Annotated in this window: 16 protein-coding genes and 2 pseudogenes; 14 read left to right on the top strand and 4 right to left on the bottom strand. The window is 74.3% G+C overall.

Annotation, left to right across the window (positions count from 1 at the left end; all coding sequences use genetic code 11):
* Positions 1 to 45: 45 nt before the first annotated feature.
* Positions 46 to 4008 (bottom strand): annotated as a pseudogene (gene eccCa, locus Prum_RS42510) (type VII secretion protein EccCa).
* A 230-nt stretch (positions 4009 to 4238) separates the two neighbouring features.
* Here eccCa and Prum_RS42505 point away from each other — a divergent pair.
* Together Prum_RS42505 and Prum_RS42500 are read left to right on the top strand one after the other, a co-directional pair.
* Positions 4239 to 4559, top strand: coding sequence for a hypothetical protein (locus tag Prum_RS42505; protein WP_173082929.1), 321 nt, complete (start codon positions 4239 to 4241; stop codon positions 4557 to 4559).
* A gap of 30 nt (positions 4560 to 4589) precedes the next feature.
* Positions 4590 to 4859, top strand: coding sequence for a hypothetical protein (locus tag Prum_RS42500; RefSeq protein WP_173082927.1), 270 nt, complete (start codon positions 4590 to 4592; stop codon positions 4857 to 4859).
* A gap of 95 nt (positions 4860 to 4954) precedes the next feature.
* On the opposite strand, the gene mycP is transcribed toward Prum_RS42500, so the two are convergent.
* Positions 4955 to 6241 carry a type VII secretion-associated serine protease mycosin gene (gene mycP, locus Prum_RS42495; RefSeq protein WP_173082925.1) on the bottom strand — a complete coding sequence of 429 codons (1287 nt, stop codon included), beginning with the start codon at positions 6239 to 6241 and terminating at the stop codon, positions 4955 to 4957.
* A gap of 132 nt (positions 6242 to 6373) precedes the next feature.
* Between mycP and Prum_RS42490 the strand changes: the two genes are divergently transcribed.
* From Prum_RS42490 to Prum_RS42455, 8 genes are all read left to right on the top strand, one after another.
* Positions 6374 to 6766 carry a YbaB/EbfC family nucleoid-associated protein gene (locus tag Prum_RS42490; protein ID WP_173082923.1) on the top strand — a complete coding sequence of 131 codons (393 nt, stop codon included), beginning with the start codon at positions 6374 to 6376 and terminating at the stop codon, positions 6764 to 6766.
* Positions 6754 to 7146 (top strand): hypothetical protein, encoded by a 393-nt coding sequence (locus Prum_RS42485; RefSeq protein WP_173082921.1) that lies wholly within the window; start codon positions 6754 to 6756, stop codon positions 7144 to 7146. The genes Prum_RS42490 and Prum_RS42485 overlap by 13 nt, the downstream gene beginning before the upstream one ends.
* On the top strand, positions 7089 to 7775 hold the full coding sequence (locus Prum_RS42480; protein ID WP_173082919.1) for a WXG100-like domain-containing protein: 687 nt from the start codon (positions 7089 to 7091) through the stop codon (positions 7773 to 7775). Before Prum_RS42485 ends, Prum_RS42480 begins: the two co-directional genes overlap by 58 nt.
* Before the next feature lie 1524 nt (positions 7776 to 9299).
* Positions 9300 to 13478, top strand: a complete 4179-nt coding sequence (locus Prum_RS42475) for a hypothetical protein (RefSeq protein ID WP_173082917.1) — start codon at positions 9300 to 9302, stop codon at positions 13476 to 13478.
* Entirely contained in the window at positions 13475 to 13720 is a 246-nt protein-coding gene (locus tag Prum_RS42470; protein WP_173082915.1) for a hypothetical protein, read from the top strand. The genes Prum_RS42475 and Prum_RS42470 overlap by 4 nt, the downstream gene beginning before the upstream one ends.
* Positions 13717 to 14271, top strand: a complete 555-nt coding sequence (locus Prum_RS42465) for a hypothetical protein (RefSeq protein WP_173082913.1) — start codon at positions 13717 to 13719, stop codon at positions 14269 to 14271. Before Prum_RS42470 ends, Prum_RS42465 begins: the two co-directional genes overlap by 4 nt.
* A complete protein-coding gene (locus tag Prum_RS42460) occupies positions 14268 to 14888 on the top strand; it encodes a hypothetical protein (protein ID WP_173082911.1) in 621 nt (206 codons plus the stop codon). The genes Prum_RS42465 and Prum_RS42460 overlap by 4 nt, the downstream gene beginning before the upstream one ends.
* A 1-nt stretch (position 14889) precedes the next feature.
* On the top strand, positions 14890 to 15450 hold the full coding sequence (locus Prum_RS42455) for a hypothetical protein (protein WP_246278474.1): 561 nt from the start codon (positions 14890 to 14892) through the stop codon (positions 15448 to 15450).
* 21 nt (positions 15451 to 15471) lie between these two features.
* Here Prum_RS42455 and Prum_RS52940 read toward each other — a convergent pair whose 3' ends face one another.
* A complete protein-coding gene (locus tag Prum_RS52940) occupies positions 15472 to 15873 on the bottom strand; it encodes a hypothetical protein (RefSeq protein ID WP_246278473.1) in 402 nt (133 codons plus the stop codon).
* Positions 15874 to 16260: 387 nt separating this feature from the next.
* On the bottom strand, positions 16261 to 16665 hold the full coding sequence (locus tag Prum_RS52935; protein WP_246278472.1) for a hypothetical protein: 405 nt from the start codon (positions 16663 to 16665) through the stop codon (positions 16261 to 16263).
* Between the two features lie 48 nt (positions 16666 to 16713).
* Here Prum_RS52935 and Prum_RS42445 point away from each other — a divergent pair, with 48 nt between their 5' ends.
* The 4 genes and pseudogenes from Prum_RS42445 (at position 16714) to Prum_RS52925 (ending at position 19950) form a co-directional block, all read left to right on the top strand.
* Positions 16714 to 16872 (top strand): hypothetical protein, encoded by a 159-nt coding sequence (locus Prum_RS42445; RefSeq protein ID WP_173082909.1) that lies wholly within the window; start codon positions 16714 to 16716, stop codon positions 16870 to 16872.
* Complete coding sequence (locus tag Prum_RS42440) at positions 16869 to 18509, top strand: right-handed parallel beta-helix repeat-containing protein (RefSeq protein ID WP_173082907.1); 1641 nt, start codon at positions 16869 to 16871, stop codon at positions 18507 to 18509. The genes Prum_RS42445 and Prum_RS42440 overlap by 4 nt, the downstream gene beginning before the upstream one ends.
* 53 nt (positions 18510 to 18562) lie before the next feature.
* Positions 18563 to 19129, top strand: a pseudogene (locus Prum_RS55500) (protein kinase domain-containing protein); the annotation flags it as partial.
* Positions 19130 to 19215: 86 nt separating this feature from the next.
* Entirely contained in the window at positions 19216 to 19950 is a 735-nt protein-coding gene (locus Prum_RS52925) for a serine/threonine-protein kinase (RefSeq protein ID WP_246278470.1), read from the top strand.

Raw genomic sequence — 19950 nt, 5'->3', positions numbered from 1 at the left:
CGCCAGGCGACCTGAGCGCCTGGTCGGGTGGAGTGCAGGGCTTGGTCATTCCGCCGGCGGGAGCCAGGCCAGCTGCACCAGCACGGAGGGCTGGCCGCGGGAGGTCAGGCGTCCTCGCCCGGGCGGCAGCGGCTCCGCCCGGAGTCCACCCAGCAGCGGACCTTCGGCCCGGTCGCCGGAGAGCATGAGGCCGGGCGAGCCGATGTCGCGCAGCCGGGCGAAGACCTGCTCGAACATCGCGCGACCGGCGCCACCGGTACGGCGGGTGAGGACCACGTGCAGGCCGATGTCGCGGCCCTGCGCCAGCATCGGCATCAGCGGCATCAGCGGGTTGCCGGTCGGGCTCGCCACCAGGTCGTAGTCGTCGACGAGGACGAACAGTTCCGGTCCCTGCCACCAGCTGCGGGTGCGCAGCTGGGCGGGGGTGACGTCGGGGCCGGGCAACCGGTCGGCGATCCCGCGGGCGGCCTCGGCCATCAGGCCCGCCGTCGACTCCTGGTCGACACCGAAGCCGAGCAGGTGTCCGGGCGGCACCTCGCCGAGCAGCCCCCGGCGGTGGTCGACCACGATCACCCGCGCCCGGTCCGGCCCGTACGTGTCCACGATGCGGCGGGCGAGCAGGCGCAGGAGGCTGGTCTTGCCCGACTGGGTGTCGCCGAGCACCAGCAGGTGCGGGTCGGCGCCGAGGTCGACGTGGGCCGGGCCGAGGTCCTGCTCGACGATGCCGACCGTGAGCCGCAGCCCGTCCGGATCGTCCGCCGGCAGCGCGCCATAGGGCAGCTTGGTGGGGAGCATGCGCACCGCCGGTGCCCGGTCGCCGGTCCAGGCCGCGGCCACCGCGTCCACCAGACCGGCCAGGCCGCCGGCCAGGTCGTCGGCCGCCTGGACCGAGTCCAGCCGCGGCAGCGCCATCAGGATCTGGTGCCGGCTCGCGCAGACGCCCCGGCCCGGCGCGTTCTCCGGTACGCGCAGCGCGCTCGCGCGGTCGACCATCGAGTCGATCGGGTCGCCGAGCCGCAGCTCCACATTGCTGCCGAACAGGTCTCGGAGGTTCGCCCGCAGGTCGATCGGGCGCGAGCAGCCGACCACCACGTGCACGCCGTAGGCCAGCCCCCGGGTGGCGACGCCGGTGACCGCCTCCTCCAGGTCGTCGAACTCCTTGCGCAGGGTCAGCCAGCCGTCCACGACCAGCACCACGTCGCCGTGCGGATCGTCGGTGACGGCGCCGGAGGCCCGCAGCGCCCGGTAGGCGGCCATTCCGTCGATGTTGTGCTCGGCGAACCGGCGTTCCCGGGCGGCGAGCAGCGTGACCACCTCGGCGACGGTGCGCCGTACCGCGCCGACGTTCTGCCGGCCGGCCACGCCGGCGACGTGCGGGAGCCCGCGGATCGAGCCGAGCGAGCCGCCGCCGAAGTCCAGGCAGTAGAACTGCACCTCGCGGGGGTGTGGGTGAGGGCGAGGCTGGTGATGATGGTGCGCAGCGCGGTGCTCTTACCGGCGCGCGGCGCGCCGACCACCAGGACGTGGCCGGCGGCGCCGCCCAGGTCCAACACGAGCGGGTCGCGCCGCTGCTCCAGCGGCCGGTCGACGACCCCGACCACGGCCCGCAGTCGCCCGTTGAGGTCGGGCCGTCGGGCGCGCAGGCCGCGTACCGGGTCGGCGGTCAGGCCGCCGAGCAGCTGGTCCAGGGTGGGCGACTCGGCCAGCGGCGGCAACCACACCTGATGCGCGGGCGCCCCCTGGCCCGCGAGCCGGTCCACCAGGATGTCCAGCAGGCTCTCCCCCACCGCGTCGGGGTCCTCGGCGGGCGTGACGACCGCCGCCTCGTGCTCGGCCTTCGGCGCGATGTAGGTGGTCGAGTACTCGGCCAGCCCGAGCGGCTCGCCCGCGTCGGGCTTGGCGACCGGGGCGACCGAGGGGCTGTGCACCCCGGACACGTAGGCCGCGCGAAACCGGGTCAGCGGGTCGGTGCCGAACCTCAGGAAGCCGTGCCCGGGGGCGGTGGGTAGCGAGAACGCGTCGGCCACGCCGAGCGCCGCGCGACTGTCCATGTCGGACAGCGTGCGCAGCCCGATCCGGTACGACAGGTGGGTGTCCAGGCCGCGCAGCCGTCCCTCGTCGAGGCGCTGGCTGGCCAGCAGCAGGTGTACGCCCAGCGACCGGCCCACCCGACCGATCTGCACGAAGGTGTCGATGAAGTCCGGCCGCCGCGACAGCAGCTCGCTGAACTCGTCGCAGACCACGAACAGCGTCGGCACCTCGGCCAGCGGGGCGCCCGCCGCGCGGGCCTTCTCGTAGTCGCGCAGCGAGGAGAAGTTGCCGGCCGCGCGCAGCAGTTCCTGGCGCCGCAACAGCTCACCGTTGATCGCGTCGGCCATCCGGTCGACCATCGGCAGCTCGTCCACCAGGTTGGTGATCACCGCACTGGTGTGCGGCAACCGGTCCAGCTTGGCGAATGTGGCGCCGCCCTTGAAGTCGATGAGCGCGAAGTTCAGCACGTTGGGCGGATGGGTCACGGCCAGCGCGAGCACCAGCGTACGCAGCAGCTCGCTCTTGCCGGAGCCGGTGGCGCCGATCAGCAGCCCGTGCGGGCCCATACCGTCCTGAGCGGACTCCTTGAGGTCCAGCTCGATGGGGGTGCCGTCGGCCCGGATGCCCAGCCGCACCCGCAGGCGGTCCCGGCTGGGCCGCTGCACCCAGGTGGCGGCCGGGTCGAACGCGTACGGGTCGCCGAGCTCGAGCAGCTCCGCCAGGCCGAGCTCGACGCTCAGCGGCTGCTCGCCCGGCCCGCCCCTGGTCAGCCGGAGTGGGGCCAGCTGGCGGGCCAGACCCTCCACTGTGGCCAGTGGTGCGTCGTCGGCCCGACCGATCTCGGTCTCCCCTCGGCCGACAGGCTGGACAGCCAGCCGTCGGCCGCGACCGCGAGCACGACCGCAGACCGTTCCAGCGCCCGGGCGGGCGGCGTGGTCAGGTCGATGACCGTGACGCCCTCGACTCCGCCGGCGCTCATGAGGTGGTCCGAGCCGGCGCTGTCACCCCGTCGAGCACCACGACCAGATGCGGCCCGGACACCAGCACGCCGCCATGGTCCGGGTCGAAGCGCGGCCGGGCGCCGAGCAGGTCCTCCAGCATCGCCTCCAGCGCGGTGATCGTCGTGGCGACGAGCCGCACCGGGCCGAGCGCGTCGGTGCGGTCCGGGTGCAGCGCGTGCGGCAGCCATTTGAGCCACTCCCAGTCCGGGCGGCGCTCCGCCGCGGCGCACACCGCGATCCGCAGGTCGTCCGGCGGGTGGAAGGTGGCCAGCTGGGCCAGGACCGCCCGGACCAGGCCGGTGGCCCGGTCCCGGTCGCCGCGCAGGTAGACCCGGCTGAACCCGTTGACCGCCATCGCCAGCGGCAGGTCCGGCAGCGCCGAGTACGTGGTGACGAACCGCCGCAGCGCCAACGCGGACAGCGGCTCCAGTTGCTCCATCGGCTTGGTGTCCGGCGGGATCAGCACGGTGGCCAGGCTCTGCCGGCCGACACCGATGCGCGCCACGCCGAAGTCCGGGTCGTCGCGGCGCCGTTCCCACAGCCGGTAGCTGGCCACCAGCGACCACAGCACCCGCGGGTCGGGGTACAGATAGGACAGTGCGGTCCGTTGCCGGCGGGCGGTGCGGGTGACGCGGACCCGGTGCTGCGCCAGCCCGCGCAGGTAGAGCCGGCGGGCCTGACCCATCTCGCGCTTGCTCGGCCCGCCGCTGTTGAGGAACGCCACCCCGACCATCGCCAGCATGCCCACCCCGAAGAGCCCCATGACCACATAGCGCAGGCTCCCGAACGACCCGCCCGAGACCAACGGGATCATCATCGCGCCCATGATGGCCACCATGGGCAGCACCATCACGGCCTGCGTCCACTGCCGGGCCGGTGGTGCCGGGATCTCGGGCGGAGCCTCCAGCGTCAGCTCCCCGGACGGCATCTCCGGTGCCGGCTGCCGGGACGGCCTGCGTACGACAACCGACGCCACGACAGTGACCTCCCCACGTTGCGCTCATGCGGCATCGTCGCCGCTGCCGGCCGGGTATGGGCCCGGATGGCAGGAAGGTGCCGGCGCGGCCGCCGGTCCGCCCGGCGCCCGTAGCGTCGCCATCGGACGCCGCATCCGCGGCCCCGGGCCGTCCGACGGGGCGGCACCCAGCGACGGCGAACGGGAGCTAGCCCATGCCGGATCCTTATCTTGCTGGCCAGACGGAGGCGATGAGTGCGGCGGGGGTCACCGCCGACGGCGTCGCCAAGGCCGTCGATGAGTACGTGAAAAAGCTACGACCGGTGGTAGCGGAGCAACGGGAGCACTGGCGGAACGCCGGGCTACCCATCTTCGAGGAGAAGGTCTTCGAGTGGGAGACGGCGAGTGCCCGGTTCATCACCCTGCTGGACCAGCTCTCACAAGCGGCGACCGGATCCAGCGCGGGCTACCAGACCGCCAGCGCGGACGGCGCGGCCGTCATGGCCTCCATCCAGAGCGCCCCGTTCAACGGCGTCCTCGGCGGCCCGACCAGCGCCGGCTACCAGGTCTGACATCTTCGAGTGGAAGGGTAGGGCGAAACTATGGGGCAGCCCGGGTGGGTCAGCGGCGACTTCGGACGGCTCGACACGCTGCAGCAAACGGTCTTCCAAACCGCCGCCGGCATCGACGGCGAACACGGGTACTGGACCAGTCAGGTCAACGCTCTCGCGGACCAATGGTCCGACCAGCCCGGCGTGAACTTCCAGGAGATCAGCGCGGCGGCGGTCGCGGTCGACAAGGCGAACAACGAACTCCTCCAGCTCCTGGGGGCGGCGTCGGACAGGTGCGGACCATCCTTGAGGACGCGCTGAACTACGCCACCAGGTTGACGTCCTTCCGGTAGTCCGCGACACCGGAAACAGAATGGCCCTGGGCACGCGGCCCGGGGCCATTCGCTGGCGGCCGGTCAGGGCCTCGGCGCCTCGACCGGAGGCGGGGGAAACAGGAAGATCTCCTCCGGCAGGTTCTCGCCGACCGGGACAGTGGGCGGCGACGCGGCCCGCGCGGGCGCCCAGCGCCGGCGCCGGCCCCGCAGCACCGACCAGGCCAGGGCCGCGGCTACCAGGATGGCCGCCACCGCCCCGCCCAGGCCGGCCTTCGCCAGGTGGCCGGTGCGGTGCCACCAGGCCGCGTCCCGGGCCGCCTGGTGATCCGGGGGCGGGAGCGCCACGGCGGCCATCGGGGCCGGGCCCTGCGCCGGCGGGGTCTCGGTCACCGCCCGGTACGGGTCGACGAGGCCGGCGCCGTACTCCCCGCTTTTGCGGCCGCCTCTGGCCGGTGAGGCGGTCGCGATGAGGCGCCGGGCCACCTGCTCGGCGCTCAGGTCCGGGTGGGCCGAGCGCACCAGCGCGGCGGTGCCGGCGACGAACGGCGTGGCGATGCTGGTGCCATCCCAGTACGCGTGGCCGCCCACCCTGGCGGCGGCGAGCACGCCCGCACCGGGAGCGACCAGGTCGACGTGGTCGCCGGCCTGTGAGCCGGACGCGCGCGCGCCGGCGATGTCGACCGCGCCGACGCCCAACACCCCGTCATAGGCCGCGGGGTACGACGCGCGGGTGCCCTGCCGGTTGCCGGCGGCCGCGACCAGCAGGACGTCCCGGGATCGGGCGTACGCGACCGCGTCGCGTACCACCGGGAAGTCGCCGTACCCCGACAGCGACAGGTTGATCACCTTGGCGCGGTGGTCGGTGGCGTACCGGATCCCCCGGGCGAGGGCGGCCGGGTCGATCGGGGTCGGGTCGCCGCTGTCGGCGAGTTCGCGGTCGGTGATCCGTACCGGCAGGATCGTCGCGCCGGGCGCGACGCCGTGGAAGCCGACCCCGTCCACCGGCGCCGCTGCGATCACGGAACCGACCGCGGTGCCGTGCGAGACGCAGTCGAACGCGCCCGGCAGGTTGCCCGCGAAGAAGAAGTCCCGTCCCCGTAGGACCTTTCCGGCCAGCTGCGGGTGGTCACCGTCCACTCCGGAGTCCACGACCGCGACCACGACACCCGTTCCGGTGCTGTGCCGCCAGGCGCCGCGCACGTCCAGCAGTTGCTGCGCCCATGGCTGGTCGGCGACGACCGGGCGGGCGGGCTCCGGGTCTCGGCAGGCGCCCGCCGGCGGCACGGCGGCCGGTGCGGGCGGAGCACCGACCATCGGCGCGGCCAGGACGATCGCGGTGGCCGCCAGGGCGGCCGTCGGTCTCCTCATGGTGCGCCATGGTCGGCTCGCGTTCACCCGTCGCGGTCAGCCATGGCCTGAACCGGACAGTGCGCCCCGCGCGGATTGGCCCCGCGGCACGCTATCAGCGCGCCGACGGATGTGCGACCAACGGGAGGCGGCATGGATGCGCTACCAGGCGGCCTGACCGAGCGACTGGCCGAGTACCAGCGGCTGGCCGCGCAGGTCCGCGCGCTGCGGGACGGGGTGGACGGGATCAGCGCGACCGCGTACTCGCCGGACGGTCTGATCACCGCCGTCGTCGGCGGCCGCGGCGAGCTGCTCGACCTCGTCCTCGACCCGCTGATCGGCCGGGACCAGGACGCCACCGCGCTGGCCGAGGCCATCGCGGAGACCATCCGGGACGCCGCCGGGCAGGCCACGCAGGAGGCCACGCGGCTCACCGAGCGGCTGGTGGGCGAGAGATCCGGGCGCCACGCGGACCCGACCTACGGTCCGGTCCTGTACGTGCTCGACGGCGAACGCGAACGGGGGAAGCGGCTGTGGGAGAGGTAGCCCCCAACGGGGACGGCATGGCCATGAACCTCCCGGAGATCCGGGCGGTGCTGGACGAGCTGGGCAAGCTGGGAGGCGACCTCAAGGCCGACTGGGGCGGCAGGCAGACCCAGATCGGCGCGCTGGAGCGCCCGCTCGGCAACGGACCGCTGGGCCGCTCGTTCGCCAGGGACTACAACACCGTGGTGGTGGATCTCACCGCTGCCGCCGACAAGCTCCTCGCCGCGCCGGAACGCCATGCCTCGACCGGCGAGCAATGCCTGGGGCCTACGACGAAGCCGGGGCCGCGGCCGACCGGGCGTTCCAGGTCTGAGCGCCGGCCATGGCGATTCCGGAGCCGGTCGACCCCAGCGGTCTGTGGGCACTCATCGTCGACCTAAGCGCCCACACGATCTGGCCGCCGGACAACGAGGACAGGGTGTTCGAGCTCGCGAACGCCTGGGACGCTGCAGCCACCATGGTCGAGGACGCGCGGGCCCCCCTCCTCGCGGCCCAGGTTCGGGTGCTGACAGCCTGGCCGGACACCGCCGGTGCGCAGTTCGCCAGCAACGGCATCCAGCTCGCCGAGTCGTACGGCGAGTTGGCCGCCGTCATGCGCGACCTCGCCGACTTCGTCCGCACGTACGGCCAGCAGATCGTCGAAGCGAAGGTCAACATCGGCGTCGAGATCGCCATCAACGCGGCGCTGTTCGCCGCGATCATCGCCCTTCCCGGCGGCGGCCTGCTGGCCGGCGTGCTGGCCCGGACGATCGGCACCCGGCTGGGCTCGATGATCGAGGCGATGGCGGGCCGGAGCCTTCTCGGTCCCCTGCCGGGCCGCGCCAACGCGCTGATCCGGGGCGCGGCGGAGATGGCCACCGAGGCCGGGGACGAGGTGATCAACCGGACGTTGACCATATTCGGGACCGTCCAGATCCTCGACGAGGTGGAGGAGGAAGGGTACGAGGTCGGCGTCCAGGACGTGTTCGTCGCCGGCGTCGCGGGCGCCCTCGGTGCCCCCTCGCCATGATCGTCGGCCGCCCCATCGGTGCGATCACCGACCGGCTGGAGGGCGGCCTGGCCGGTGCCGGCATGCCGGACTGGCTCTCCGCCCAGATCGGCACCGCCGTCCGGTCCAACCTCACGAACGGGCTCACGTCACCGGTCGCCGGCCACGTCGCCAACAACGCGGCGGACGGCAACTGGGAGGCGCTGGTCGACGGCCAGGCGTACGTCGACGCGGTCGCCCGGGACGGCGTCTCCGCCGGGATCGTGGGGTCGTGGCGCGCCAACACCGTGCTGGCCGCCACGCAACTGAACCCGCTGAGCACGTCGACCATCGAGGCGGCGCTGGCCGCGGCCGGGGTCGACGTCTCGGAGCTCACCCCGCCCGGCGGACCGCCGGATGCCAGTACCGGCCAGGGTGGCGGCCCGGCGCCGGCCACCGCGGCACCGTCCGGCGGCGCCGCCACCGCCCCACCCGCGGGTGGCCCACCGGGCGGGACCCCGGCGCTGCCCGCCGCCGACGCCGCCGGCACCCCGGCTCCCGCCCCGGCACCGGCCGAGCCCGGGATCGCGAGCAACGGCACCACCGACACCGGGATCGCGAGCAACGGCACCACAGAGGCCGGAGTCGCGGCCAACGGGTCCACGGACGCCGGGCAGAGCGGGATCGGCCCCGCCGCGACCGCCGATCCGGCCGCGGCTGCCCCCGGTGCGGTGTCCGGGCCGGCGTCGGACCCCGGCTCGGCGATCGCCCAGGGTTCGGCCAACGCCGCCGGGACGCCGGACCCCGCCGCGGGCACGGCCGGGCGGGAGGCGCCTTCGGGCGCGCTCGCGCCGCAAGCACCCGCCGGTACCGCCGGACTGGACACCTCCGCGGCGGCCCCTGCCGGCGCTGCCGCGATCGCCCCGGTCGCCGCGACGGCGGCGGCCGGCACTCCCATCCACACGACCACCACGTCCGCGCCGGCAGCCGCGCCCGCGGCACCGGCCGCCGCCGCGCCGACCGCCGCACCCACCGGACCGGCCGGGCCAGCCGGTCCACATGGGACAGCGGCGCCAGCCGGGACAGCCGCGCCGGCAGCGAACGGCGCGGCTACGCCGGCGGGCACGGCCACGCAAGCAGGTCCACATGGGACGCCGGCGCCTGCTGGTCCGAAGGGGACGGTCGCGGTAGCCGGCACGGCCGCGGCGAACAACGCCGGGCCGGTGGACGCCGCACCGGCGGCCACCACGACCACCGGCCGAGCGGCGAACTCCACCGGCCCCGACCCGACGCCGGCCACGCAGGACACCGCCGGCCGCACCCCGGCACGGCCGGCCCCGGTGTCCACGCCCGCCGCTGCCGGAGCGCTCGCGGCGGCGGCCGCCGCACCCGCCACGTCCGCAGGCCCCGCAACCCGTGGACCGGCACCCGCACACACCCGGGTCATCGGTCGGGACCGGCCCCGCGCTGCGACCGACAACTCCTACACGGCCACCTCCATCCCGGGGCACCCTCGACGAGTGGGCCGGCGGACGCCCCGGGACGTTCCAGGCGCTGCTGAAGGCAATGGCCGTACTGAAGGCTTTGGGGATATTGGACGTCACGCCGGTGGTCGACCCGGCGGAGCCGGACGTGGCGCTCGTGCGGCTGCCGGGACGGCCACCGCTGCGGTTCGTGGTCGGAAGTACGCCCGAGGGTGTGCGGTCGGAGCGGGACACCGTCGTGAAGGATGGCGAGACCTTCATCGAGGTCCTGATCTCGGACAGCACACCCATCGACGCCGACGCGCGCGTGCGGTGGCTGATGCGTGCCGTGGGCCATGAGGTGAGCGAGGACCACGCCGTACGGAGCGAGGGCTTCGTGGCGCGGCAGAAGGCGAGGCTGCGCGGCAAGGCGGGCCGGCCCGAGCGGCCCGCCCACCGCGACGCGCTGGGACACGGGGCCGACCCGCGGCTGGACCGGCTGAGCCCCCACGACGAGGGTCACCGGGCGGAGGTGCGGATCCTGCTGAAGTTGCTGAGCACGGACGCTGCGGCAAAGGAGGCGATCGAGGTCGAGCTGGGCCTGCTCCTGGATGAACTCGGCATCACCCATCCGGACGCGGCCGATCCCGACCGCAGGCACGGCGGACATCGCCTGGAACTGTTGAATCTCGCGGGGTTGAACCTCACCGCGGACGAGCTCAAGGCGCTCGACCCGTTCCTGGAAGAGAATCCCGACTGGCGCTCGGACGAGCGGCGGCTGAGCCACCTCGCGGCCACCGGCGAGGTCGGGACCGTGCGGCTCGGTGACGGCACCACCGTTCCGGTACGGGTCTCCAAGGGCACCCGCGCCGGAAGAGGGTTCCGGGTCGAGCCGGCGACGCCGAGGATGGTCGACGGAATACCCGTACGCGATGCGGACGGGCGCGTGGTCATGGAGCCAGCCAAGATCATCTTTGATAAGGGTGCCCAGATCCTGAAGGTGGCACGGCGCGCCTTGACCCGCCTGGCGCTGGAGACGGAGCCATCGGTCTTCGGCCCGAGGCCGCCGGCGCCGAAGCGGGTCCGCGAGGCGGCCAGGCTGGCCGCCGCCCTGGCCGCCGCGACCCCCGCCATCCAGGAGGGCCTGGACAAGGTCGGCGCGGAGCTGCTCGGCCCCCACCCCGCCGACGAGCGGCCCACCGTCCGGATCCGGACCGGCATCGGCGACATCGCCATGGAACTGCAGTTCGGTGCGCTGCCCGACGGTCAGGCGTACCGGGTGGAGGTCGCCACTCCGCTCGGCGCCGAGACGGAGCTGCGGGCCAGGGTGATCATCACGAACGCGAAGGGGATGACCAGGGCGCTCATCGCCGCGGCCATCGCCGAGGCGGTCACGCAGGGCGTCCTGACACTTCGCGAGTACGGCCCGGTGGGGCTGCTGGCGGCCGTCGAACAGGTGCTGCGCGCGGGCAAGCTCGACCAGCGCGCCGTCGAGGCGTTGCTCGCGACCGCCGCCCAGGCGGCCAGGATCGGCCAGCCCGACCACGTCGTGCGGTTTCTCGCCGCCGCGCAGGTGCTCACCGACCAGGGCGGGTCGCACCAGCGCGTCAAGGCGCTGCGGCGCTGGCTGGCCGAGATGGGCCACCCGGACCTCCTGTCGCGCATGTTCGACACCCGGTCCAAGGCGGACCCGGACGAGGTGTTGTCGTTTCTGCAGATGGCGCTGGACATGGCCGCGGAGAGGTTCACGCCCAGTTCGGTGAGCGGCGCGCTGATCCGGGACGGCGAGCTGCGGGTGGAGATCGGCGGCAAGCTCCACCACCTGCCGATCAAGGTCGTCGAGTCTGGTCAGCGCGAGTTCGCCGTCCGGCTGGTGGCGGACCCGGACGTCGACGGCGGATACCGGGTGGAGGTCCGGGAGGACGCGAGCGCCCCGGTGCTCCAGATCGAGGCCGCCGGCGTGCTGGCGGAGTTCGCCAGCCTGATGGCGCATGTCGAGTCCGGCGAGGCGCTGGACGAGCCCGCGAAACGCAGGGCCAACGGGGCCGCCCACCGGGCGCGGGTCGAGGCGCTCGCGGTGTACTACCGCATGGCCAACAAGGGCCAGCGGCTCCTGATCGAGCGGTACGTCCAGGCGACCACGCCCGTAGGGAGTGGACGCGTCCTACTCAGGCTGCGGGAATCGACCGGCTCGGGACGGTTCCGGGCCGGCAAGCCGCTGACCGCGGACCGACCCGACGTCCGGGTACACGGGCACCACATGTACCGGCGCATCGTCCAGACGTTCGGCAGCGCCGGCAACACCCTGTCCGTCGGGCCGGAATTCGGCCGCGACCCCGTCGGGATGTGGACGAGCGTGCTGTCCGGGCTCGCCGGCAACGTCTTCCAGGGGAACGCCGACGCGCGGCTCGGCAAGCCGTTGAGCCACACCCGGCTGATGGACAACCCCAGCGCCGAGCTGGCGAAGACGCCGGACGAACCGCCCGGCCCCAGCAAGGGCGACCCGTTCAGTGACAACCTCAACAAGCGGGTGCCGGCCGCGGTCTCCGCCAGCCTCGTCGCCCTGGCCGTCCAGCTCGCCGGTGGCGACGTGGCCAAGGCCGGCCTTGGCGGATCGGTCACGTTCCTCGCGTCGATCACGCAGGCGGTGGCGGACAAGCTCGCCGATCCGCTGGAGTTCACCGCGGTCGACAACCGCAAGGACCTGGAAAAGGCGGAGCCGGACACGGCCCGCAACCGCCTGGCGGAGAACCTCCTGCACCGGATCTGGCGACTCAACGAGGCGGAAGGGACGCCCGGCCAGCAGACACTGGACGAGTTGGAGTCCTCGCTCGACGGCATCGACAAGGCGATCGAAGGGGCGCAGGCGGAGGTCGACAGCAAGCTGGCCGAGCTGAGGTGGCGCCACGGCCTGACCCCACAGCTGGTCCGAACCCTGTGGAACAACACCGGCGGCAAGGTGACCCGGTGGCGGTTCGCGCCGCCGCCGAGCGGCCCGACCTACGACCTGGGCCTGCCGAAGGCCACCGCCCGCCCGTTCGCCAACCCGCTCCGGGTCGGGTTCCAGCAAGGGGTCATGCAGGTGCCGTCGCTGGTCCTCGGCTTCTTCACGACCCCCGCCCTGCTCATCGCGAACATGTGGATGCAGGTGGGTCGCGGCCTCGGGTACGGGTACGAGTGGACGTCGCTGTCGGCGCGGCAGGCCGACGACGCCAGCGCGGTGGCCGCCGCGCGAGCGCTGGCGCAGCTCCGGCTGGCCAGGGCCATGATCCTGCAGATGCTGAACGAGGGTGACGCGCGCCCGCGGCTGACCGATCCCGACGCCCAACTGCGCTCCGCCCTCGCCCAGATCATGCGGCAGATCCAGACGGACCGCGCCCGCGGCATCCCACGGGACGAGTCGAACCGGTCGCAGGCGCGCAAGCACGTGCTCGGCTTCATCGGCGGCGTGATCCTGGCCAAGCTCTTCGTGCCGGACATCCCGGCCGGCCCGACGCAGCCCGCCGGGGAGGGTGGCAACGATCTGGTCTGGCTGGCCGGGCAGCTGATCTACACCGCGTTCTACATCGTCGGCGAGGGAGCCATGCGGCTGGTCAACCCCATCCTCAAGCAGATCGATGCCGACGCGCAGCTGCGCGCCCAGGCGGACCGGCTCCCGCTCGCGGACCAGGAGATCGCGGCGGACGTGCGGGCGCTGTCGGAACGGATCGGCCAGGTGACCGACCAGATCAAGCCGAGGCCGAGGCCGGCGCCGGACGTGCCGGGCGGACCCATGGCCAAGACGGGCAGGAGTCTGATCCGCACGGCGCTCGCCGGCGGGCGCCTCGTGCGGGGACACGTCGCGCTGCGGCCGGGCGACAACCCCGTCGGCCGGGTATGGCTGGGCCGGGTCGACGGTCGGGCCGTCGACCGCCTCGTCAAGCATGTCCGCATCCTGGCCCGGGTGGCGGCGCTGGCGGCGACGAACGACCGGGTCCCCGTGGGGCTCGCCCCCGCGATCATGCGCCCGTACGTGCATCGGCAGCTCGAGCTGCTGGGCCTGCTGACGGAGCAGGCCGGCGCGAGCGCCCGGTGGACGGCGGTGGTCAACGACGTCAAGACCCGGTACGGCATCGACCTCGACACCTACACCGAAGTGACCAACCTGCGCGGCAACCCGGCGCAGAACCCCATCGTCAAGGCGCTCGACGTGATGGTCCGCAATGGATGGTCCACCTCGAACCCGAATGTCCCGGCGGCCAGCGCGATCTGCGCCCCATCGGCCCCAACCGCGTACGCGTGACCACAGTGGATGGATCGTTCGACCTGGTGGTGCGGGAGCGGGTCGGCGACCGGGCGGTGCTCGAGGCGCAACCGCGAGGACCGCACCGGCTGTACGTCGCCCCGGCCGTCCTGGCCGATCCGGCCCAGCTCGCCAGGGTGCTGCACGCCGCCGTCGACGCGCACGTGACCGGCCATATCGGCGCCGACGTGGTCCTGGTCCTGCAGGATCCCGATCCGAAGGTGTTGGAGGGGGACCTATGAGCACCGGCCCGGCGGGACTTGTCGCGGTCGGCCACTACCTGGGTGCCTTCCCCACCCACGACGGCCGGTGGCGGCACGAGATCCGGCGCGGACCCGAGGTCGAGGAGCTCACCGAGGCCGAGGCGGGCGCCTGGGCCGGACCCGGCGACCCGACCCACCGTCCGTACACACTGGACCGGTTGGTCGACCGCGGCCTGCTCGTGCCGGTCAGCTGGGACGACGGCGCCGACTTCGCCCGCGGTCACCGGCTGCTGCCGCTGCTGTACGGGCTAGGGCCCGACCCGGACGCCCCGGACCGGTGCCACATCGGCACGTTCGGGCGTCCTGTCGTCACGGTGGACCGGCTCGGCTACGACCTGTGGGCCGAAGCGGCCGCCCACCCTTCGCTGTGGCATGCCTGCCGCCGGTACGCCACCGCCGGCGGGCCGGGCCCGAACGATCCGCACGCGGTCCTCGTCGCCCTGCTGGAGCGCCTCGACACACTCACCGCCGCCGGTGCGGCCTGCCTCGACCTCGCCGTACCCGCCGACCCGGGAGCGGGGACGACATGACCGGTACACCCCTGATGTTTCCCGTCGGCCACTACCTCGGTCCGGACGGCGGCACCTCCGGCCGGCTGGCCGGCGCGCACCGCGTGCGGGCCGGTGGGCAGGTCAGGACCCTTCCCGGTGGCGACCCGTACACCCTGTGGCTGCTGGCCCACGGCGTCGCCGGTGGACCGCAGCCCTGGACGCCGGCGCACGCCTTCGCCGCCGCCGAGTGGCTGTCCACGGACCGGTTCCACCGGGCCGTCGAAGACCTCGCCCGCCGCGGGCTGCTGCTCGTCATCGACCCGGACTCGGCCGAGGCCGCCGCCATGGCGCGGTCGTACCGGTGGCACAGCATGCTCCACGGTCACGGCATGCGGCTGGAGTGGTCCGGCCGGTACGGCATCGGCGGCGCCGAAGGGCCGTGGCTGCTGGTGGACAACCTGGCCCACGACATCTGGCGCTGGGCGCCGATCACCCCCACGCTCTGGGACGCGTGCGAGGCCCTCGCACCGTCGTACCGGCGCCCGCCGAACGACGACGATCCGATCGTGACCGGCCCCGACGACCTGCTGCCGCACCTGCTGCGCAGGCTGCACCCGCTGGCCTGCGCACACGCCGGCTTCCTGGACGAGGCATAGCATGGGCCGTGTGGCACTGCGGCTGGCGCGCACGAGCGCGGAAGCGCACCTCTACATGGAGTTGCGCCCGTGCCAGGCGTGCGGCGAGAGCGCGTTCGAGCCGTCCAGTTCGATCATCGAGGCGGACGGCGACCTGGCCAGTCGCTACTCCGGCGCCTGCCCGTCGTGCGGCGCGGCTCGCGAGTTCACGTTCCGCCTGCCCGACGACATCCCGCTGCCCAGCGACGACGACCCCAGCTTCGGCGACGACCGGCCGTCCGAACTGCTGGACGCCGGGGAGTGGCTGTGGCTGGGTGACGTGCTCGCGAGCGACGCACCGGCGGACCCGGCGGGTTTGGCCGCCCCGGAGCGCAGGCTGGCCCGCATGGACCTGCTCACCGCGGCGTCCGCCCTGGCCGAGGTGCTGAAGTTCGTTCCGCCCGACGCCGACGCCGTGCCGCCGCAGGCGTTGTGGAGCGAGCGCGGGCGGGCGGTCTACGCGGCCGAGCCGGGCCGGTTTCGCCGGCTCCGGCTAGAAGCCGTCCGCGATGTCTACCGCGACGTCGCGGCCCGCTTCGCCTGACCGCCGCCGGCGGGGTGCACGTCATGAAAACCTCAGGTGCCCTGCCCGATCGTGGGTGAGGGCGCGCGAACCGCGCCGCCTGACCGCGAGGGACGGGAGGTCGGCCGTGGACGCCGCCGAGCGCGCCGCCGCCCCCGCACCCGGCGCGCCGGGCGTCGCCGCCGCGGACCGCACGGCCGGCGTGCCAGCCGTGCACCGCAGCGTCGCCGCCGCCCCGGTGCGGGTCGCCCCCGCGGCCACGGGCCTGACGGTGGCGGCCGCCCGGCAGGCGGCCCCGCGCATCTCCATGCCGGCCCGTCGCGTCCTGCCGCCACCGGCCCCGCCACGGAACCCGCCGAGCCCGCCGACGCGGGCCGCGGTGTCCGCGCCGCCCGCCGCGGCGGGCCGCCGCAACCCGATCCGCGAGTACGCCGCACGGCTCAACCTGATCCACGTGCTCTGCTGGCAGATCGCCGTGGCGGCGGTGGTGCTGGCCGTGCGCCAGCCGCTCCCGGTGCTGGTGGGCCTATCGGTGGGTGCGGCCGCACTGGTCGCGCTGACCGCCGTGCGGGTCGACGGACGCTGGCTCTGCGAGCGCGGCGCGCTGGCCGCAGGCTACCTGTGCCGGCCCCGGAGCCGCGAGCTGCCGGACGAGGCCGCGAAGGTGCCCGCGCTGCTGGACCTGCTGGTCCCCGGCTGCACGGTGCGGTCCGTGCAGACCGGTGACGGCCCGGCTATGGCGACAAGTCACCGCGGCGGCCTGACCGTGGTGCTGCGACCGCACAGCGAGCGGGTACCGGCGCCGCGGGCGCTGCTGTCGCTGGTGGACGGTCAGCCGGGCACGCTGGGCGTGCAGACGGTGCACCACGCCGGGGTCCGGCGGGGCGGCCCGGCGAAGGCGTGGCTGGCTGTGCACGCCATCCGCGCTGTCGACGCGCCGGACGACGACGATCTGGCGCTGGTGCTGCGCAACTCCGTACGCCGGATGCGGCGGGCGTTGACGCGGTCGGGCACGCCGGCGCAGCCGCTGGCGGAGGAGGCCGGGCGTGCGCTGATCGCCGGGCTGGCCCATGTCGCCGGCGGCCGCGACGACGTACGCGAGGACTGGCGGTTCTGGCGTACCGGCGGCGTCTGCCAGGCCACTTTCCAGCTGCGGGGGTGGCACCGGCTGGCCGACGCGCGGTCCGGGCGGCTGATCGCGGAGTTGTTGACGGCGGTCCCCGGGGTCGCGGTCACGGTGACCGTCGCCGCTCGTTCCGGTCCCGACCGGCCACGGGTGGACGGGTGCTGCGGCTGGCCGCGACCACCGAGGCGGCCGTCGAGACGGCGCTCGCCGCGCTGGCGGTCCGCGCCGCCGCCTGCGGCATCCGCCTCGTTCGACTCGACGGTACGCAGGCCCGTGGCGTGGCCGCGTCGCTTCCGATCGGAGTGTTCCCGACATGAACGCACCCCGCGCGCTGCTCGTCGCGGCCGGCCGGCACGGCGCCTACCCCACGATCGGTGCCGCCCTGCACGACGCGCCGGACGGCGGCGTCATCCGCGTCGCCGAGGGCCACTACCCGGAGACGTTCGAGCTGGTCGACCGGTGGCTGACGATACGGGCGGAGGACGGCGCGACGGTGACTCTGGACGGCACCGGCGGCGACTGGCCGGTGGTGAACGTGCACGGCGGGTCGCTGGTCCTGCAGGGCGTCGAGGTGCGCGGGAGCGTCACCGCCGTCCAGGCGTTCGACGCGGAACTGACGGTCGAGCGGTGCACGATCAGCGCCCAGCGCGGCGCGGCGCTCAGCGTGCGGGGGTGCCGGCGGTTCGCGGTGAGCCGGTGCACGGTCCGGGACGCGGCGGCCGGCATCGTGGTGGAGAACTCCTCCGGCACCGTCGAGGACACCTCGATCACCGACGTGGCCGGCGACGGCGTGGTGGTGGGGCTCGGCGCCGACCCGCAGATCCGCAACTGCACGATCTCCGGCTGCGGCCAGCGCGGCATGTACATCTACCAGTACGCCCGGCCGGTGGTAGAGGGCTGCGAGATCCTGCGGACCGCGGGCGAGGGCATCGCGGTGGCCCAGCACAGCCGGCCGCTCGTACGCCGTACCCGGGTGCGGGACGCCCAGCGGGTCGGCATCCTCGTCGGCGCCGGGTGCGGCGGGTCGGTGCAGGAGTGCCAGGTGGACAACACCGCCCCGCCCGGCGTCGAGGTGACCGCGGGCGCCACGACGACCGTGGTCGAGCCGGTACGGCCGCGCGCCGCCGGCGGCGACGCCGGGCTGGGCGACCTGCTCGCCGACCTGGACGGCATGGTCGGCCTGGCCGCGGTGAAGGCGGAGGTCCGGGCCCTGGTCGACGAGATCCAGGTCAACGAGTGGCGGCGCAAGGCGGGGCTCCCGGTGGGCGGCGTCAGCCACCACCTGATCTTCACCGGCGCCCCGGGCACCGGAAAGACCACCGTGGCGCGCACCTACGGCAAGCTGCTCAAGGCGCTCGGCGTGCTCGCCCGCGGCCAGTTCCACGAGGTGTCCCGGCGTGACCTGGTCGGCCAGTACATCGGGCACACCGCGGAGAAGACCTCGGTGGTGTTCGAGGCGGCCCGGGGCGGGGTGCTGTTCATCGATGAGGCGTACACGCTGTCCCGGCAGGCCGGTTCCGGCGGTGACTTCGGCCAGGAGGCGATCGACACCCTGGTCAAGCTGATGGAGGACCATCGGGACGAGATCGCGGTGATCGTCGCCGGCTACACCGCCGAGATGGCCGACTTCCTGGCCGTCAACCCCGGCCTGGCCTCGCGCTTCGCCAAGACCATCGAGTTCGACAGCTACACCCCGACGGATCTGGTACGCATCATCGGCGGCATGGTCGCCGAGGGCGAGTACCTCCTGGACGGCGCGGCGCATCCGGTGCTGCTGGAGCACTTCGGCCGGATCTGCGACGATCCCGCGTTCGGCAACGCCCGGGATGCGCGCCGGCTCTTCGAGGGCGTACGCAAGGCCCAGTCGCAGCGGCTGCGCGCGCTCGGCCGGATGCCGGAGGTGGCCGAGCTGCGCCGGCTGACGGCCGAGGACGTCGTCGCGGCGGCGGCGTGAGCGGCCTGGCCTGATCGGCCGGCGGCGGGGCAGACTTCTACTGTGGAGCCGGGATGAGCAGCAGCACCACGACCGACCCCGACGGCGACGGGCTGGTCCAGCTGGCCGACGGCCCGGTGGCGGCCGTGCTGGCCGGTGTGGACGCCACCACCGGCGAGGCGTTCGCGTTGAAGGTCTTCCCCGGCCCGCTGGACCGGCCTACCCGGGCCGCGCTGGACGCCGAACTGGCCCGGCTGTCCGCCTTGCGCGCCCATGCCCCGATCCTCGTCGCCGACCGGGTCGAGGCCCGCCCGGACGGGCGCTGCGCCCTGCGCATGGAGCTGTGCGCGCAGTCGTTGCCGGACCTGCTCGACTCGTTCGGGCCGCTGTCGGTGCCGGACGCTCTCGTGCTGGGCACCGTGCTCGCGACGGCGCTGGCGACCGCACACGGCGCGGGGCTCGTGCACGGCGGGGTGACCGCGGGCAACGTGCTGTTCCGGCCGTCCGGCGAGCCGGTGCTGTCGGACTTCGGCGGCACGCTGCGCCACGCGTTCCCCCGGGACCCGCTGCCGGGCGTGGAGCACCTGGCGCCGGAGACGGTCCGCGACGGCACCACGGACGAACGCTCGGACCTCTACGGCCTCGGCGTGATCCTGCACCTCGCGCTGTCCGGCCGTCTCCCCCATCAGGGCCGCCCGGCGAGGAGCAGGGTGAGCGGCTGCTGCGCGTGCTGGGGACCGCCGCGCCGCCACTGGTACGCGCCGACGCGCCGCCGGAGCTCATCGCGGTGGTGTCCGAACTGTTGGCCAAGGACCCGCACGCCCGCCCCGCCGACGCGGCGACGGTGGCCCAGCGCCTGGACACCCTGCGCCGGCAGGCCGTACCGCCGGAGGAGCCGGCGGCACCGTCGACTGTGGACGCGAGCGGCGCCCCACCGGCGTTCGACGACTTCGCCCGCGCGACGCCGCCGCCGAGCCCCACCGCACCGCTCCCCCACGGCAAGCCGATCCTGGTCTTCGGCCCCAAGGCGCCATCGTGGCGCACGGGCCGCAAGGCGTTGCTGTCCGCCGCGGCGGGCGTCGTGGCGCTGCTGGCCGCGGCGGGCGCGGTGCTCCTGGTGAGCCAGCCGGACGAGCTCGCCGACCCGACGCCACCGGCGCAGACCGCGACGGCCGGCCCGGCGCCCAGCCCGACCCCGGCGGGGCGGCTGGAGCTCGCCGATCCCACCGACCGCGGCGACGTCGTGGAGCTGTCCTGGCGCAGCAGCGAGCCGATGGACTTCGCGGTGGTCGTGGCGGCCGAGGGCGAGCGGGCCAAGGTGCTGTTCGTGCAGCGCAACACCAGCCACCGGGTGCCGGTCGATCCGGTGCGCAGGTACTGCTTCCGGATCCAGGGCACCGACGGCACGCACGTGGTGGAGAGTGAGGCCAAGCCGATCCGCGGGGCGCGGTGTGTGACGTGA

The organism is Phytohabitans rumicis (assembly GCF_011764445.1).
In the GTDB taxonomy this organism is placed as follows: domain Bacteria; phylum Actinomycetota; class Actinomycetes; order Mycobacteriales; family Micromonosporaceae; genus Phytohabitans; species Phytohabitans rumicis.
The sequence above is the reverse complement of the archived record's forward strand: the minus strand, read 5'-3'. Positions and strand labels throughout refer to the sequence as shown.

Bases quoted from the DNA above. Each gene is read 5' to 3' on its own strand.
- Prum_RS42480 (WP_173082919.1), top strand. From the start codon at position 7,089: ATGGCGATTCCGGAGCCGGTCGACCCCAGCGGTCTGTGGGCACTCATC.
- Prum_RS42475 (WP_173082917.1), top strand. From the start codon at position 9,300: ATGGCCGTACTGAAGGCTTTGGGGATATTGGACGTCACGCCGGTGGTC.
- Prum_RS42490 (WP_173082923.1), top strand. From the start codon at position 6,374: ATGGATGCGCTACCAGGCGGCCTGACCGAGCGACTGGCCGAGTACCAG.
- Prum_RS42505 (WP_173082929.1), top strand. From the start codon at position 4,239: ATGAGTGCGGCGGGGGTCACCGCCGACGGCGTCGCCAAGGCCGTCGAT.
- Prum_RS42500 (WP_173082927.1), top strand. From the start codon at position 4,590: ATGGGGCAGCCCGGGTGGGTCAGCGGCGACTTCGGACGGCTCGACACG.
- Prum_RS42455 (WP_246278474.1), top strand. From the start codon at position 14,890: ATGGGCCGTGTGGCACTGCGGCTGGCGCGCACGAGCGCGGAAGCGCAC.
- Prum_RS42440 (WP_173082907.1), top strand. From the start codon at position 16,869: ATGAACGCACCCCGCGCGCTGCTCGTCGCGGCCGGCCGGCACGGCGCC.
- mycP (WP_173082925.1), bottom strand. From the start codon at position 6,241: ATGAGGAGACCGACGGCCGCCCTGGCGGCCACCGCGATCGTCCTGGCC.
- Prum_RS42465 (WP_173082913.1), top strand. From the start codon at position 13,717: ATGAGCACCGGCCCGGCGGGACTTGTCGCGGTCGGCCACTACCTGGGT.
- Prum_RS42460 (WP_173082911.1), top strand. From the start codon at position 14,268: ATGACCGGTACACCCCTGATGTTTCCCGTCGGCCACTACCTCGGTCCG.